Source organism: Streptomyces sp. ActVer (genome assembly GCF_027270795.1).
GTDB classification, from domain to species: Bacteria; Actinomycetota; Actinomycetes; order Streptomycetales; family Streptomycetaceae; genus Streptomyces; species Streptomyces umbrinus_A.
Map to the genome: position 1 here is coordinate 1 of NZ_JAPWHT010000061.1, position 14,423 is coordinate 14,423.

10 protein-coding genes, 1 tRNA gene and 2 pseudogenes are annotated in these 14,423 nt (G+C 69.2%); 4 read left to right on the forward strand and 9 right to left on the reverse strand.

Going from position 1 to position 14,423, the window contains the following annotated elements; genetic code table 11:
* A pseudogene (locus O3Q52_RS13055) lies at positions 1 to 225 on the forward strand (hypothetical protein); the annotation flags it as partial.
* 60 nt (positions 226 to 285) lie between these two features.
* The gene (locus O3Q52_RS13060; protein WP_269648942.1) at positions 286 to 1,302 is read left to right on the forward strand and encodes a Yip1 family protein; all 1,017 of its coding nucleotides are present in this window, start codon (positions 286 to 288) and stop codon (positions 1,300 to 1,302) included.
* Between the two features lie 17 nt (positions 1,303 to 1,319).
* On the opposite strand, the gene O3Q52_RS13065 is transcribed toward O3Q52_RS13060, so the two are convergent.
* Positions 1,320 to 2,717: an FAD-binding oxidoreductase gene (locus O3Q52_RS13065; RefSeq protein WP_269648968.1), complete on the reverse strand. Its 1,398-nt coding sequence runs from the start codon at positions 2,715 to 2,717 to the stop codon at positions 1,320 to 1,322.
* Positions 2,718 to 2,908: 191 nt separating this feature from the next.
* On the opposite strand from O3Q52_RS13065, the gene O3Q52_RS13070 reads away from it, so the two are divergent.
* Complete coding sequence (locus tag O3Q52_RS13070) at positions 2,909 to 4,078, forward strand: sulfite oxidase (protein WP_269648943.1); 1,170 nt, start codon at positions 2,909 to 2,911, stop codon at positions 4,076 to 4,078.
* Here O3Q52_RS13070 and O3Q52_RS13075 read toward each other — a convergent pair.
* From O3Q52_RS13075 to dcd, 4 genes are all read right to left on the reverse strand, one after another.
* A complete protein-coding gene (locus tag O3Q52_RS13075; RefSeq protein WP_269648944.1) occupies positions 3,996 to 4,721 on the reverse strand; it encodes a hypothetical protein in 726 nt (241 codons plus the stop codon). The genes O3Q52_RS13070 and O3Q52_RS13075 overlap by 83 nt on opposite strands.
* 17 nt (positions 4,722 to 4,738) lie before the next feature.
* Entirely contained in the window at positions 4,739 to 5,716 is a 978-nt protein-coding gene (locus O3Q52_RS13080; protein ID WP_269648945.1) for a hypothetical protein, read from the reverse strand.
* A gap of 198 nt (positions 5,717 to 5,914) precedes the next feature.
* On the reverse strand, positions 5,915 to 6,412 hold the full coding sequence (locus tag O3Q52_RS13085) for a phosphoribosyltransferase (protein WP_269648946.1): 498 nt from the start codon (positions 6,410 to 6,412) through the stop codon (positions 5,915 to 5,917).
* A 23-nt stretch (positions 6,413 to 6,435) separates the two neighbouring features.
* A complete protein-coding gene (dcd, locus tag O3Q52_RS13090) occupies positions 6,436 to 7,011 on the reverse strand; it encodes a dCTP deaminase (protein WP_143640041.1) in 576 nt (191 codons plus the stop codon).
* Between the two features lie 556 nt (positions 7,012 to 7,567).
* Here dcd and O3Q52_RS13095 point away from each other — a divergent pair.
* Positions 7,568 to 7,641: transfer RNA gene (locus O3Q52_RS13095), tRNA-Gly, on the forward strand.
* A 79-nt stretch (positions 7,642 to 7,720) separates the two neighbouring features.
* Here the strand turns inward: O3Q52_RS13095 and O3Q52_RS13100 are convergent.
* The 4 genes and pseudogenes from O3Q52_RS13100 to O3Q52_RS13115 form a co-directional block, all read right to left on the reverse strand.
* Positions 7,721 to 7,891: pseudogene (locus O3Q52_RS13100) on the reverse strand (site-specific integrase); the annotation flags it as partial.
* A 101-nt stretch (positions 7,892 to 7,992) separates the two neighbouring features.
* Positions 7,993 to 8,976: a tetratricopeptide repeat protein gene (locus O3Q52_RS13105; protein ID WP_269648948.1), complete on the reverse strand. Its 984-nt coding sequence runs from the start codon at positions 8,974 to 8,976 to the stop codon at positions 7,993 to 7,995.
* Entirely contained in the window at positions 8,973 to 13,427 is a 4,455-nt protein-coding gene (locus O3Q52_RS13110) for a hypothetical protein (protein ID WP_269648949.1), read from the reverse strand. The genes O3Q52_RS13105 and O3Q52_RS13110 overlap by 4 nt, the downstream gene beginning before the upstream one ends.
* Positions 13,424 to 14,257, reverse strand: coding sequence for a hypothetical protein (locus O3Q52_RS13115; protein ID WP_269648950.1), 834 nt, complete (start codon positions 14,255 to 14,257; stop codon positions 13,424 to 13,426). The genes O3Q52_RS13110 and O3Q52_RS13115 overlap by 4 nt, the downstream gene beginning before the upstream one ends.
* Between the last annotated feature and the right edge of the window lie 166 nt (positions 14,258 to 14,423).

Consider the following 14,423-nt stretch of genomic DNA (forward strand, 5'->3'; position numbering starts at 1 on the left):
GCGCGTGGTGAGCTGGGCCGGGCGGGTGTCGAGGTCGAGCCCCGGAAGATGTGGCCGACGGGCCTGCCGGCGGTCGGCTCCCCCGGCGAGAACGCGAGGTCCGGCGGCGTGTGGGTGCTCCCCCACGCGAGCGCCGACGGCTCCTACACGGTCACACCCACCAGGCTCGGCCTCCCGGCCGTGTCCGGCGGACTCGCGTACGGCCAAACCCTGAGCAGCCGCTGAAAAGTCCCCGAAAATATCCCCGAAGGACCCATGAAGGTCCCCTGGGAAGTCCCTTAGGGGATGTCACAGCTCGGCAGCAAAGCCGGGCCCGTTGCCCCGGGCCCGGCACGTCACTGTGAAGGACCAGGTACGTTCGATTACGTGGCTGGATTCAGGATCGGACGCGGCCGGGACAACCGCACGCAGCAGGCGCACCCGCAACAACAGGCGCGGCAGCAGCCTTACGGACAGCAGGCCCCCCAGGGCGGCCCGTCGTACGGCTATCCCCCCGCGCCTCAGCCGTACCCGCAGCAGCATCAGCAGCGGTACGGCAATGGCGGCGGTGGCGGTGGCAACGGGCCGCAGCAGTGGCCCCAGACGAACGGGCACGGTGAGCCGGAGTACTTCGGCGACCACGACCATCACGGTCAGGGCCAGGGCCAGGACCCGTACGCGGCGAACCAGCCGGGTCACACCACGGCGTTCTCCGTGGGCGAGGACCCGTACAACCCGGGCGGCACGTACCGCGCGGGCCAGACGACCGCGCCCCCGGTGGGCCCGCGGCTGCACTGGAAGGAACTGCTGACCGGCGTCGTCATGCGCCCGAACCAGACCTTCCTGCAGATGCGCGACTACACGATGTGGGGCCCCGCCCTCATCGTGTCGTTCCTCTACGGCCTGCTGGCGGTCTTCGGCTTCGACGGCGCCCGCGCGGACGTCATAAACGCCACCCTTTCGAACGCGGTGCCCATCGTCCTGACGACGTCGATCGCGATCGTCCTCAGCGCGTTCATCCTGGGCGTGGTCACCCACACCCTCGCCCGCCAGCTCGGCGGCGACGGCGCCTGGCAGCCCACGGTCGGCCTCTCCATGCTGATCATGTCGCTCACGGACGCGCCGCGACTGGTCGTCGCGATGTTCGCGGGCGGCGACGCGCCGTTCGTGCAGCTGCTGGGCTGGGCGACCTGGGTCGGGGCCGGCGTGCTCTTCACGCTGATGGTCAAGAAGTCGCACGACCTGCCGTGGCCCAAGGCCCTGGGAGCGTCGGCGATCCAGCTGATCGCCCTGCTGTCGATCATCAAGCTCGGTACGTTCTAGAGCCTGCCCGACGGGCCCTAGGCGTCGCCCTGGGGCCAGTGCGCCGGCTCGATGTTCTGGTTGGCGTGGAAGAGGTTGTGCGGGTCGTAGGTCCGCTTCACCGCCGCGAGCCGGTCGTAGTGGTCGCGGTAGGTGGCCCTGACCCGCTCCTGGCCCTCACCGGGCCCGATGAAGTTCACGTACGCGCCGCCCATCGAGTACGGGTGCAGCTCCTCGCGGTAGTCCGTGCACCACTGCTTGATGAGTTCGGCGTTGTCCGGGTCCGGGTCGATGCCCGCGAAGACCCCGGACCAGACGGCGTCGCGGTAGGCCCACGCCGTGTCGAAGGAGCCGACCCGGGAGGCGGCGCCGTCGACCGGGTAGAGGTGCATGGTCGACAGGTCGGTGGGGAGGTTCTCGCCGTACTTGAGGTGGATGTCGACGGCCTCGTCGGTGATCCGGTCGAAGAAGTCACCGCTCCAGTACCACTGCAGGCCCTTGGGGATCAGCTCGTCGAACATGGTCTGCAGCGCCGGGTACGGCATCGGGCTGGTGAAGTGGAAGGCCGGCCGCCCGGCGTCGTTCACCACCGCGAGCGTCTCGTCCAGCAGCGCCAGGTCACCGGTCCAGCACCACACGACACCGCACATCCTGTGCCCGTGGAGCTCCTCCGGGAACGGCGGCCCGGGCGGCACGGCCAGCACCGCGTAGAAGCCGTTCAGGTCCTCGGGCGCCTGCGGCAGGAACTCCCGGTACCAGCGCAGCACTTCACGCGTGTGGTCCACCGGCCAGACCGTGATGCCGACGCCCACGGAGTGCAGCGGGTGCAGCCGGTAGGTGAAGGACGTGACGATCCCGAAGTTCCCGCCTCCGCCGCGCAGCGCCCAGAAGAGGTCCGGGTACGAGGTCTCGCTCGCCGTGACGAAGCTGCCGTCGGCGAGAACGACGTCCGCGGAGATCAGGTTGTCGATCGTGAGCCCGTACTTGCGGGTGAGGTGACCGTGGCCGCCGCCGAGGGTCAGTCCGCCGACGCCCGTCGTCGACATGATCCCGGCGGGGGTGGCGAGGCCGAAGGCGTGCGCCGCGTGGTCCAGGTCGCCGAGCAGGCTGCCACCGCCGACCTGCGCGGTCTTCGCGACCGGGTCGACCCGTACCCAGCGCATCGGAGACAGGTCGAGCGTGACGCCACCGTCCACCAGGCACAGTCCCGGGCCGCTGTGTCCGCCGCCGCGCACGGCGAGTTCGAGCCCGTGGTCGCGGACGAAGTCGACCGCGTTCATCACGTCCCCGGCATCCGCACACCGCACGAAGGCGGCCGGCCGCCGGTCGATCATCGCGTTGTAGATCGACCGGGACTCGTCGTACGCCGAATCCTCGGGCGCGATGACCGGGCCGCGCAGTCCGGTCCGCATCTCCTCAAGGGTCGTACCGTCCATGCCGCCGCCGGTGCTGCCGGTGCTGCCGCCCATGACGATCGCTCTCCTCCGCGAGGCCCGGTAGGTACGGTCCGTCCGCGATCGCACGTTTCATCCGCCCCAGGGCCGATATGTACAGGGTCTCGCCGCTCGGTACTACTGGCAATCGCGAGCGGGGTGCCCGGGCCGGGCTACGGGAGGACGATGGAGCCATGGACGGCGTCACGAACGGACGTACTTTCCGGAACGGTTCACTGGCCGACGTCAGCACGCCGGGCCGCGTGGCCGGACCCGACGAGGACATCAGCCAGGAGGAGCTGGGCCTCGCGGCCCGCAACCACGGCCTCCTCCTGGAGGCGCTGCGCCACGACGTGACCCCGCCCGGCCTGCACTACGTACTGGTCCACTACGACATCCCGTACGTCCCGCCCGCCGAGGCCGGCACCTGGACCCTCACGGTGGGCGGCCTGGTCCGGGAGCCCCTGGTCCTGGACCTGTCCGCCCTGTACTCCCTCCCGCCCGTCACCCACCGCGTGACCATGGAGTGCGCGGGCAACGGCCGGGCCCGCCTCACCCCACGCCCCGTGAGCCAGCCCTGGCTGGTCGAGGCGGTCGGCACGGCGGACTGGACCGGCGTACCCCTGCGGACGCTGCTCGCCGAGGCCGGAGTCGAGCCGGACGCCGTCGAGGCGGTTTTCACGGGCGCCGACCACGGCGTGGAACGCGGCGTCGAGCAGGACTACCGCCGCAGCCTGACGCTCAAGGACGCCACGGCCGCCGACCGGGAGGTCCTGGTGGCGTACGAGATGAACGGCGCCCCGCTCCCACCGCAGCACGGCCACCCGCTGCGTCTGGTGGTCCCCGGCTGGTACGGCATGGCGCATGTGAAGTGGCTGCGGGACATCACGCTCACCGACACCCCGTTCACCGGCTTCCAGCAGTCGGTGGCGTACCGCTACCGCCAGGCCCCGGACGAGCCCGGCGTCGCGGTCACCCGCATCGCCCCGCGCGCATTGATGGTCCCGCCCGGCTTCCCGGACTTCATGTCCCGCACGAGGGTCGTACGCCCCGGTCCACTGCGGCTGGAGGGCCGCGCCTGGTCGGGCCACGCCCCGGTGACGAAGGTCGAGGTCAGCACGGACGACGGGGGCTCCTGGCAGGAGGCGGAACTCGACCCGCCGGACGGCCGCCCGGGCCATGCCTGGTCCTGGCGCCACTGGCAGGCGCCCTGGACGGCGACCCCCGGCACCCACGTACTGACGGCCCGGGCCACGGACGCCGCGGGCAACACCCAGCCGGTCACGCAGCCCTGGAACCGGGGAGGCTTCGGAAACAATCTCGTACAGCGGATTCCCGTGCTGTGCCCTGAGGTTGACGAGTAGTCAGCCACACGCTCCCGCCGGGCGTGAGGCAGAGAGAGCGCGGCCGACGGAAGCCGAGGGGCCTCAACTGGTCCCCGTGACGGGCGGAGAGCGTGACGGCCACGGCGGTGCCGCCCTCCTCGTCGACGGCACGCAGCCCCGGTGTCAGCAGGTCGGCGGCCACGGTGTGGTCCCAGACGCTCGTGTCGTCCAGCGCGCCGACGACGGCCACCTTCCAGTGCGACTCGTCGGGCGCTGCCTTCTTGAGACCGGCAGACGGGAAAGGGCGCTCCTGCGGGCCGAGGGCGAGCTCGCGCGAGAGCAGGCTGCTGAAGCGCTGGTCGGGCGGCTCGGCACCGGGGCTGGGCGGCAGCCAGACGGCGGCCGCGAGCAGCGTGCCGTCCTCACGCTCGGCCACCCACACCTGACCGTCCTCCAGGGCGTGATGGGCCAGCATCAGCCGCATGGCACGGCGGGCCCGGTCCCAGTCGACCGGGGCGGCGGCGTCCGGGTGCTGCGGGAGGGCTCCGGTGTCGGTCGGGGCGATGAGGCGCGCCACGGCCGGTACGTCCACGAGTCCCGCGGCGCGCACGGTGGTGCGGGGCCGCAGCGGAAGAGGCGCCGCCATGGTCGAGGCGGACACGGAGGTCAAGGCTGTGGTCATGTGTGGTGTTCTCCTTCTCAGACGGTCCGGCTCGTGCCGGTGAGTTCGACGCCGAGTTCGACGGTGACGGGGCGCACCCGCGCGGCGGACGGGAAGCCTGCGCGGAGGAGCCGGGTGGGGCGCGGCAGGCGGGGCTGATTGCGGACGGGGGCGGAGACGCGCCGGCCGGGACGCTCCTGGTGGGACTGAGGACGGCTGAGGAGGATCACGCCCCGGGCGGCCGCCACCGCACCGGCGAGGGCGATCAGGGTGCCCGTCGTGCCGTACTGGAAGCCCTCCCCGAGCAGGCTGATGCCGATGACGGACGCGGCGACCGGGTTGACGAGGGTGAGCAGGGCCAGCGGACCGCCGAGGCCACTGCGGTACGCCTTCTGGGAGAGCAGCAGCCCGCCCGAGGCGAACGCGACGGTGAGCACCGCGACCACCGCCACGCCCCAGGACGGCGTCGGCCCGACGGCGAGCTTCTGCGCCAGCGTGGAACCGACCCCGGAGGCGATACCGGAGGCCGCGGCGAAGGCGAGCCCGCCGAGACCGGAGCCGCCCGAGGCGAAGCGGACGAGCACCGCGATGACGCCGAAGGCGACGAGCGCGACGCCGAGAACCTCGCCGGTCCCCAGGGTGTCGTCCGGCGCGTGACCGGCCGCGGTGGCGACGAGCAGCGCGGTCAGCCCGACAAGAGTGAGAGCCATGCCGCGCCACTGCGTACCGGAGGTCCGGCGCCGGACGACCAGCGACCCCAGTGGCACCGCAACGACGAGGGTCAGCGCACCGAGGGGCTGCACGAGGGTCAGCGGCCCGTACCGCAGCGCGACCACATGCAGCAGCGCGCCGGAGGCGTTGAGCCCGACGGCCCACCACCACGAGCCACGGGCGAGGGTGCCCCGCAGGTCGGCCGTACCGGCCGCGGTCCGCTCCTGAACCACGGCGGCCGCCGCGTAACAGAACGCGGAGACCAGGGAGAGGGCGAGGGCGAGAACCACCGGACTGCTCATCATCGTGACCCGCCCTCCCTGCACTCACGATCGATACGAAACGGTTTCGTACACGAACGCTACGGGGGCCACTAGCGAAACGCAAGCGTTTTTTTAAGGGCAGGAAAACCGCACAAAAAAACGCGCCCCGTAAGGGGCGCGGGGAACTGCGCGACCAGCCACAACGGGCCCGCAGCCAAAAACAGGCACCCCAGCGGAGCGCTACGCGTCGAGAACCTGGCCTGTCCTCTTCACCACAGGCGGCTCAACACTCCACGGAAAGTTGATCCACTCATCCGTCCGCTTCCACACGTACTCGCACTTCACGAGCGACTGCGACTTCTCGTAGATGACGGCGGACCGCACCTCCGCGACGGCGTCGACGCAGAAGTCGTGCACGAGCTTCAACGTCTTGCCGGTGTCGGCGACGTCGTCCGTGATCAACACCTTCTTGTCGGAGAAGTCGATCGTGTTGGGGACGGGCGCCAGCATGACCGGCATGTCGAGAGTGGTCCCGACCCCGGTGTAGAACTCCACGTTCACGAGGTGGATGTTCTTGCAGTCGAGGGCGTACGCGAGACCGCCGGCGACGAAGACACCGCCGCGGGCGATGCTGAGCACGATGTCGGGCTCGTACCCGTCGTCGGCGACGGTCTGGGCGAGTTCGCGGACGGCGGTGCCGAAACGTTCGTAGGTGAGGTTCTCGCGCACGTCACTCATGCCATCACTCATATCGCCGCCACTCACACCTGGGTCCGATGGAAGTTGAGGAAGGAGCGGGAGGCGGTGGGCCCGCGCTGCCCCTGGTAGCGGGACCCGTACCGGTCGCTCCCGTAGGGGAACTCGGCCGACGAGCTGAGCTGGAACAGGCACAGCTGCCCGATCTTCATGCCCGGCCAGAGCTTGATGGGGAGGGTCGCGAGGTTGGACAGCTCAAGGGTCACGTGCCCGGAGAAGCCGGGGTCGATGAACCCTGCGGTGGAGTGCGTGACGAGGCCGAGCCGCCCGAGCGAACTCTTGCCTTCGAGCCGGGACGCCAGGTCGTCGGGAAGCGTGATGACCTCGTACGTCGACGCGAGGACGAACTCGCCGGGGTGGAGGATGAACGGCTCGTCACCCTCGGGCTCGACGAGCCGCGTGAGATCCGCCTGCTCGATGGACGGATCGATATGGGGATAACGGTGATTCTCGAACACCCGGAAGTAGCGGTCGAGCCGCACGTCGACGCTCGACGGCTGCACCATGGATTCGTCGTAGGGATCGATCCGTACACGCCCGGCGTCGATCTCGGCCCGGATGTCCTTGTCAGAGAGAAGCACGCCCCGAGGATACGCAGAGCGCCCGGGCCCGCCACAATCCGGTGATCGTGGCGGGCCCGGGCGATCGTGAACGAGACGAACGCGCGGTACGCGGCACTGCGTACTGCGCGCTTCGTGTGCTCAGTGCTTCTGATACTCCACAGGTACGACATTGCGGAGCCGGGCACAGCGTGGGCAACGGATCAGCCGGCCGGGGCCGAGCCGATCGGCCTGCTGCATCGGAAGCGAGGCGGTGCTGAACACGTGCCCTTCGGCACAACGGACGACGGTGCTGCGTTCCATCAAGTCCTCAGAGTCCCTTCCCCAAGAGCCAAGTCTGCCTGACGAGGAAGCGCCACATTACGGGACGAAGCGGACGACCCTCCAGGCGGCACTCCGATCCCGCGCAGCCCCTCTTCAACCCCTCCACCGTACGCCCCAACTCCCGCGCCCCGCAGCCCCGTCCAACCCCCGAAACAGCACCGGGCCCCACGGCTTCAGCGCCGGGGGCCTGGCATGAGGTATGGTGATTCCGCGTTTCCGACACCGGTCCAAACCGTCCGAACCGGCGTCTTTCGCGGGTGTAGTTTAGTGGTAGAACATCAGCTTCCCAAGCTGAGAGTGCGAGTTCGATTCTCGTCACCCGCTCCATACGAATCCCCCAGGTCATTGGCCCGGGGGTTCTTTGTTGTCTCGACCGGTAGGTGGGCTGCGCACCACAACCGCACCATTAGCCTTCGGCGGCCTCCTCGCTGTGGTGGGCAGGGTTGTCCTTGTGGTGCTTCGCACGCTCCGCGCGCACCATGTCGTCGAGCCCAGAGGCCACCTCCCGCTGTCGCTCTTCGTCGGAGTGCTGATAGATCAACGCTGCCCTCTCGGAGAAATGTCCGGCGCGAACCATCGCGCCAAGCCCCGTGGGCCGCGCTGGCCTGGCAGCTCCCCGCGTCCACGAGGAGTGTGGGCGGTTCCATGGCGCGCACGGCGCCGTGCGTGCTGAGACGGTCAGAAATCCGGGTGGACGATGCCCTCTACTTCATCGGCTTCCTCGTTACGCCCGAGCGCGCGGAGGTTCTCCGCCAGACGACTGCGGGCGTGCGCTGTACTCGAGTGGTTCTTTCCGGCCAGGCTCTCGAATCTCGGCAGCAAGTCTGCGTTGATGGCGCGTGCCTCCTCGTACTCGCCGAGCTCGTGCAGAGTCTTGGCGATGCCCGCCTCCGCGTCTAGCGTCTCAAGGGAGTTCTTCCCCGACACCCGTCCGTACCGCCGGTGAACGTCCTGGTACAGCGTCAGCGCCCTCTCGTGCTCCCCGAGCTTGCGCAGGCAGGCCGCGAGGTTGAACGTGGCCAGCATCGTCGTCCGGTGATCCCTGCCAAGTCGTCGCTCACATCGCCGTACGGTGTCGCTGTACAGCTGGAACGCCGCAGAGTACTCCTCGAGTTGACCGAGGCACGCGCCTATGTTGCAGGCCGCGAGGAGGGTATCGGGATGGTCGTCACCGAATTTCCCGGACCGCAGTTGAAAGATCCTTTCGAACACCGGCCGGGCCCTTTTCGCGTCGCCCTCTGCGTGCAGGCACGCGGCAAGTCGTTCAGCGGCCTGGAGCGTGTCGATGTGCGACTCTCCGATCCGCGCTTCCCACTCGCGGTGGATGATCTCCGCCAATCGGACGCCGGTCTTGGCGCCGTCGGCTGCGTAGAGGTAGCGGAGGACGCGGATCAGCAGGGTCCGGAAGTGCTCCGGTTCGCTGCTCGGGACATCGACCTCGCTCAGATAGCCGAGGAGGGTCTGTACGTCCGTCGTGATCAGTTCGTACGAGGCCCAGGAGTGCGGATGGTCCGGGTCGAGGTCGGGCAGTGCCGCGAGCCGGTCGCGGGCGGCTCGGCACACCGCGGCCAGTCCGGCCGGATCCACCGCGGTATCCGTGCGGAACAGCTCCAGGACGTCCGAGTGCGCCCTCACCACGACAGGGTCGACGGGATGCGTCATGCCGCCGGCCTCCCGTCCCCGGGGCCGCCGGCGAGTCGCGCCGGCCGGACGCCGTCCACGACATCGGGTGCCATGCCCTCGGGGGAGGTGCAGGCAAGCCCTTGGGTGATGGCCGCGCCGAGGACGGCCACGGCGTCGGCGTCCAACGCGCCGATCAAGGCGTCCGGTGCGTGTTCCAGCATTGACATGGCGAAGGACCAGTCCGACGAGGTGACTTCGTAGAACCTGCGCATCGCGACCGTCGGCGCACGCTCCAGCAGGACCGGAAACAGGCGTGCCATGACGTCGTGGGGAATCCAGCTCTCGCCCGCCCAGGCGAGCGCGCAGCGTTCGGCTTCGTGCAGGAGAGCGACAGGATCCACCAGGTCGCCGAGGACGGGCGATTCCACCAGGATGGCCAGTGTGTCCAAGCCGATCGCGGAACCGTCACCGGCTCTGGCGATGACCGCTGCGGCCAGCTCACGAAGTTCGTGCCGGTTCTCCGGCCTGGCCTCCCCGGCGAAGGCGAGCAGTCCGGCCGCCGCCGGCAGTGGGCCCTCGTCCAGCATCTCCCTCAGCCGACGAGTGAACGCGGGGCTGAGGGGGGCTCCGGGGGCGGGAGTCACGAGGTCCACGGCTGCGGCGTAAACCGGGTCGTCCATGCGCGCCTGCGGCGCGTGGAAGCTGTACGCAGGCACCTCACGGGCGATCCGGTACTCGTCGTACGCAGCCGCGGCCAGCACGATTTTGGCCATCGCGTCGTCCTGATCCAGGTCCCGTCCCGGGCTGAGGTTCCGCACATGGATGTCCCTGGCTCCCTGAAGTGGGCGCCTGTTGTCCATCACGTCGGCGGCATACACCTCGGACACCCACAGAACCACTGATTGCCTCCGTGCGTAGGTCAGGTAGGGCAGCCCCTCGATTGCCCGCCAATCCTCCTTCCGGCATCCCAGGGCGAGCAGGGCGAGCTCGAAGCGGACCCGGTGATCAGGACGTACGTATGCCCATGCCTTTCCGTCCGCGTCGTCCGCGAGAGCGGATGTCCACCGGTAGCGCGGTAGTTCACTGAGCGCCCGATCGATTTCCCTGGAGAACACGTCCGCCTCAGGTGTGTGAGGGGCGGTGCCGCCGGGGCCGTGTGCCACCCGGTGCAGTTCCGCGAAGCCGATGGCTCGCTCCCCGGGATCCGCGATCGAGCGGATGAGGGCGCCGGCCCGTGAGAGATCTCGGCGCGCCAACCGCCCCGCGAACCGGCGTACCACTCTGGCCATGCTGCTGTGCGCGCCGAGCTCGACGGCACGGATGACATCGGCCGGATGGCGATAGAAGTGTCCTCGCGCGCGAGCGGCCCAGTGATTGCTCATGTTGAACACGGTCAACATGCCGTCGATGTTCAGCTGCGCCAGACGGTTCCTGGATGAACGCTCACCCGACTCGGACGACGAAGTCATGAAGTACCGAGCAGAGCCGCCGCCGCCTCTGAGAGGTGCGGGGTGTTCCGCACCCCCCAGCACCTCCTCAAGGATGGCGGCGGCCGGCCCACTCCGACCTCGGGCAACGTGAAGGTGGGCGATTCCGGCAAGGAGCGAATAGCGGTCCTTGCCAAAGACCTCCTGGGCCGGGCCCGCGGTTGCGGCGTGATCACGCCACCACCAGTCGTCACGCCAGGTGGTCTCGGTTATGCCCCTGGCCATCTGTGTTGCCCGGGCAAGGTCGTACTCGGCCATGCGCTCTACCACTTTGATCAGGTCGTTGTCGCGCTCCATGCTGAACGTTGCGTGTGCATCCGGATCCGCGGACGGCCCGGGGATGGCGGCATGGTCACGTTCCAAGAGCCGCAGTGCCTCGGCTCGGCTGGACTGCCCGATCGCCTTCATGGCAGCGAACCTCATCCAGTCGTCTTGGGTCGCTGAGAGGTACGGGGCCACAAGAGTCCGCGCACGCTCGGGCGCCCCCCAACGAACCCATAGCCGAGCACCGTCGAGAGCGACCCAGTAGTCATGGGAGTCGCTGTCCAGGCGGGCCAGCAGAAAGCGAGCCGTGATCCGGTCCACGTCCTCCAACACACCTGCGGCCTTGACCAGTTGGGCAGCGAGGCCCTCCTCTCCTCCGGCTGCGAGGACCTGCGCGCGCACCTCGGCGAGGAGCCACCGGCTGGTGTCCGGATCGTGCGCCGCCCACGTGGCGGCCAGTCGTGCCAGCGCCAGGACACGGGCCGCCGGTCCGGCGGACTCCAGGGACTTCTCGGCCTCCCGCAGCAATTGGACGGCCCTTGCAGGGTCGGCGCGTTCCGCCGCGTCCAGGTAGTCCCCCCAGCGCTCCCCGCTGATCTTGCCGATGAGGGTGTGGGTTCTGTCCACGTCCTGCTCGGCGACTGCGGCGACGCGATACAGGTCGTCCGGCCCCTCCGCAAAGCGGCCCGATTGCGGCGACCTCTCCTGTCCCCACCGCCACAACCGCAGCGCACGATCGAGATCGTGAGATGCCAGCAGTCGTGCGGTCGCTACGATCGCTCTGTCCGCCTCGTAGTTGGGGCTGAGAGGGTAGCTGTCTGTCGGAACCGCGAGCGCGGACTCGACCAGCAGGTCCAGCAGTTCGTCGGTCGAGGGCGAGTCGGACCCAGGATGCGCGTACTGAAGGATCTCCGCGAACGCCGTGACCTGCCACAGCGACGGCGTGATCCCGACCGCGTGCTCCAGCGCCTCCTTGACGCGCCCCATCCGAGCCAGCAGCCCGATCACCCGTGGCGGCAGCGCATTGCTGGACTGCGCCGCCTGGTGACGCACGACCCCGAGGTACGTCATCGCGGGCAGCCCGGTGGCGACAGTCGCGCCGTCGGCGACATGGTGAGCGACGCTGTCGACAAGTTCGAGAAATCGGCGCTCGGCCCCGAACTCGCGTCTGACGGCGCTCCGCAGACCGGGGCAGACCATGTCGACGGCCTCGGCGGAGAAGCGCGGCCCGGCCTTCAGGACGTGGGCGACGAGATGGGCGAGACCGTAGTGGTCCACCTGTAACCAGTCCAGGTCCGCCCAGTTCGGCACGGTGCCCCGGTAGCGGTGGGCGATCTGCTCGTGCCATCTGGTCTCGTCGACCCAGCACTCCGGGTGTTTCTCGCGGGCTTCCTGTCCCGCGAGGAACTCGTTGACCGAGGTATGGAAGAAGGCGATCCGGTCGCTTCGGCGGTCCAGCAGCCAGCGCAGGCTCGACAGGACCTTCTGTGCGGGTTCTTCCCGTACGGGCGTACCGGACAGGGCGGTGAGCTGGTCCTCTGTCAGGGCCTCTCTCGCCACGGTGAGTACGCCGATGATCGGCAGGCCCACCCCTTCCCAGCCGTCCGGCTCACTGGTCCCGAGCGCCCTCGGCCATGGCCTGAGTTCCTCGCGCACCAACTCCACGAAGAACCCGTACAGCCCGGGCAGACGGCCCGGTACGCCGTTGAAGACGAGCAGCCTGTCGACCATCTCGTCGTCCTGTTCCTGGGCGGCGTCGATCAGCGCCCGCGCGTAGGTGGCCAGGTACAGGAAGTTTCCGGCGGCCCTGCGGACGGCGTGCCGCTTGATGCTGCCCAGTAGGTTGCCTCTGGCCCGTTCGGCGGCGAGGACGGCGGGACGCTCCAGGACGCGGTCCGCGTACGTGCGGAGGTCGCCCACGACCTGGGGTGAGCCGGGGTCGATGACCACGTCGGTGAGTCGGTCCTCCCGGGCGGACCGGAACAGCCGGAGCCCGGCGTGTGGCCGGGAGGTCATGACCACCTTGACGTTGGCGGGGAGTTCGGGGGAACGGGCCAGCCAGTGCAGGACCCTTTTCCTCGGCCCCGTCGTGTCGTCGTCGGCTATCTCGTCCAGGGCGTCGAGCAGGATGACGATCCTGGCCTCGGGGTCCTGTTCGGCCAACACCTGCGCGGGTCCGATCAGCGCCAGGTGGGCCAGGTTGTCGGGGTCGAGGAGACGGGGCTCCAGATGGGCCGTGCCGATCTCGACGCCGGTGGCCGTGCCCGCGACATCACGGATGCGCTGTTCGACCTCCAGGGTGGCGGTGCGGTGGAAGGGGGAGACCTTCAAGTCGTCGATCTTGATGCCGATGACCCGGCCCTCGGCCTCCACGGAGTCGATGTGCTGCTGGACGACGACCGAGAGGCGTTCCAGTTCGAAGAGTTCCGGGCGCTCCCGGGCAAGTTGGTGTCCGATGCTCAGCAGGAACGACTCGGTGTCGCCGCCGGTGACCGCGGTACGGCTGTCCCGTCTGAAGAAATAGCGGAGCCGGTCGGGGTGGGCCCGCGCGATGCCGGCGAGCAGGCTGGTCTTGCCCGCTCCCGGCTCGCCCGTCACCAGGATGTACTGGCCCTCGTCCGACTTCAGCGCCTGCTCGATCTCGTCGTACAACCACGCACGCTCGACGAAGTCCGTCTCTGTACGGGCCCGGATCACATCCTCGAAGGCGCGGCGCGGGCGGGGGGTGTGGGCGGTCACGGTTTGCCTCCGGCGGCACGGAGGTCCACACCGATCACTTCTCCGTCACGCGCCACGCGACCGATGTCAGCGATGGCCTCGATGGGGTTTGCCACAGCCCCCTCCGCACGCACCACGACCGCGCGGCCCTGGACGTTGTTCACCTTCACCTTGCTCCGCACCAGGTTCGCGTTACGCGGCTCCCCCTCCAGTACGGCAGGACTCAGGTCCACCTGCCGTACATCGGCGCCCGGAACCCAGATCCAGGCCGCCCCTCGATACTCCTTCTCCTTGACCGGCACCTCCCGGAACTCGTTCTCCCGGATGGTGGTGTACGCCTTCCCCTGTACGACGTCACGGAAGACGGTCGCGGACAGTCCGACCGCCAGCGGGGCCTCCGACAACTGGTCCAGGGCGGCGCGCAGGGCCGCGCAGTCACGGATGCGGCCGATCTCGACCGGGGCGCTGCCGGCGAAGCCGTTTGCGGCCGGCGAGGTCTCGCCGAAGTGGACGGCTGCCCTTAGCCTCAGCCACGCCTCCGTTTCCCGCCCGATGTTGAAGGCCCGCAGACTGGCCTCCAGACTTCGCATGAAGGCGTCGACCAGGGCGGGCTCGGAGGCCCCCTCGGGCAGGACCGCGAACAGCGAGTCCCCGCCCTCCTGTGTCAGCCATTTCTCGCGGTTCAACCCGGCGGCGTCGGACGCCAGTTCCAGCAACCGCACGATCGCTTCCTGGAACTGGTGCTGCCTGACCGTGTCGGCGCCGCCGTATCCCTTCGCGTCGACGGAGAGCAGCAGTCTGCGCGCGAAGGCGCCCGCACCGCCCGGCCCGTCCTTACCGTTTGTCGCCATGACACCTCTCGGTACACGTACTTCAGGGGGAGCACGCTGCGTGACTCAAATCCCCTGCAAATCAACGGAGTTACTACACATCAGACCGGCACCCGCTCCCCCGGATCACGGGTGCCGGCGATCAAGTCGTACACCTGCGCCTCGGTGTGAACCCTGTGGAAATACG

Excerpts from the sequence above, each read along its gene's own strand:
- O3Q52_RS13080 (WP_269648945.1), bottom strand. The coding sequence starts at position 5,716 with ATGATGAGCAGTCCGGTGGTTCTCGCCCTCGCCCTCTCCCTGGTCTCC.
- O3Q52_RS13075 (WP_269648944.1), bottom strand. The coding sequence starts at position 4,721 with ATGACCACAGCCTTGACCTCCGTGTCCGCCTCGACCATGGCGGCGCCT.
- O3Q52_RS13070 (WP_269648943.1), top strand. The coding sequence starts at position 2,909 with ATGGACGGCGTCACGAACGGACGTACTTTCCGGAACGGTTCACTGGCC.
- O3Q52_RS13115 (WP_269648950.1), bottom strand. The coding sequence starts at position 14,257 with ATGGCGACAAACGGTAAGGACGGGCCGGGCGGTGCGGGCGCCTTCGCG.
- O3Q52_RS13065 (WP_269648968.1), bottom strand. The coding sequence starts at position 2,717 with ATGGACGGTACGACCCTTGAGGAGATGCGGACCGGACTGCGCGGCCCG.
- O3Q52_RS13085 (WP_269648946.1), bottom strand. The coding sequence starts at position 6,412 with ATGAGTGACGTGCGCGAGAACCTCACCTACGAACGTTTCGGCACCGCC.
- O3Q52_RS13105 (WP_269648948.1), bottom strand. The coding sequence starts at position 8,976 with ATGACGCATCCCGTCGACCCTGTCGTGGTGAGGGCGCACTCGGACGTC.
- O3Q52_RS13060 (WP_269648942.1), top strand. The coding sequence starts at position 286 with ATGTCACAGCTCGGCAGCAAAGCCGGGCCCGTTGCCCCGGGCCCGGCA.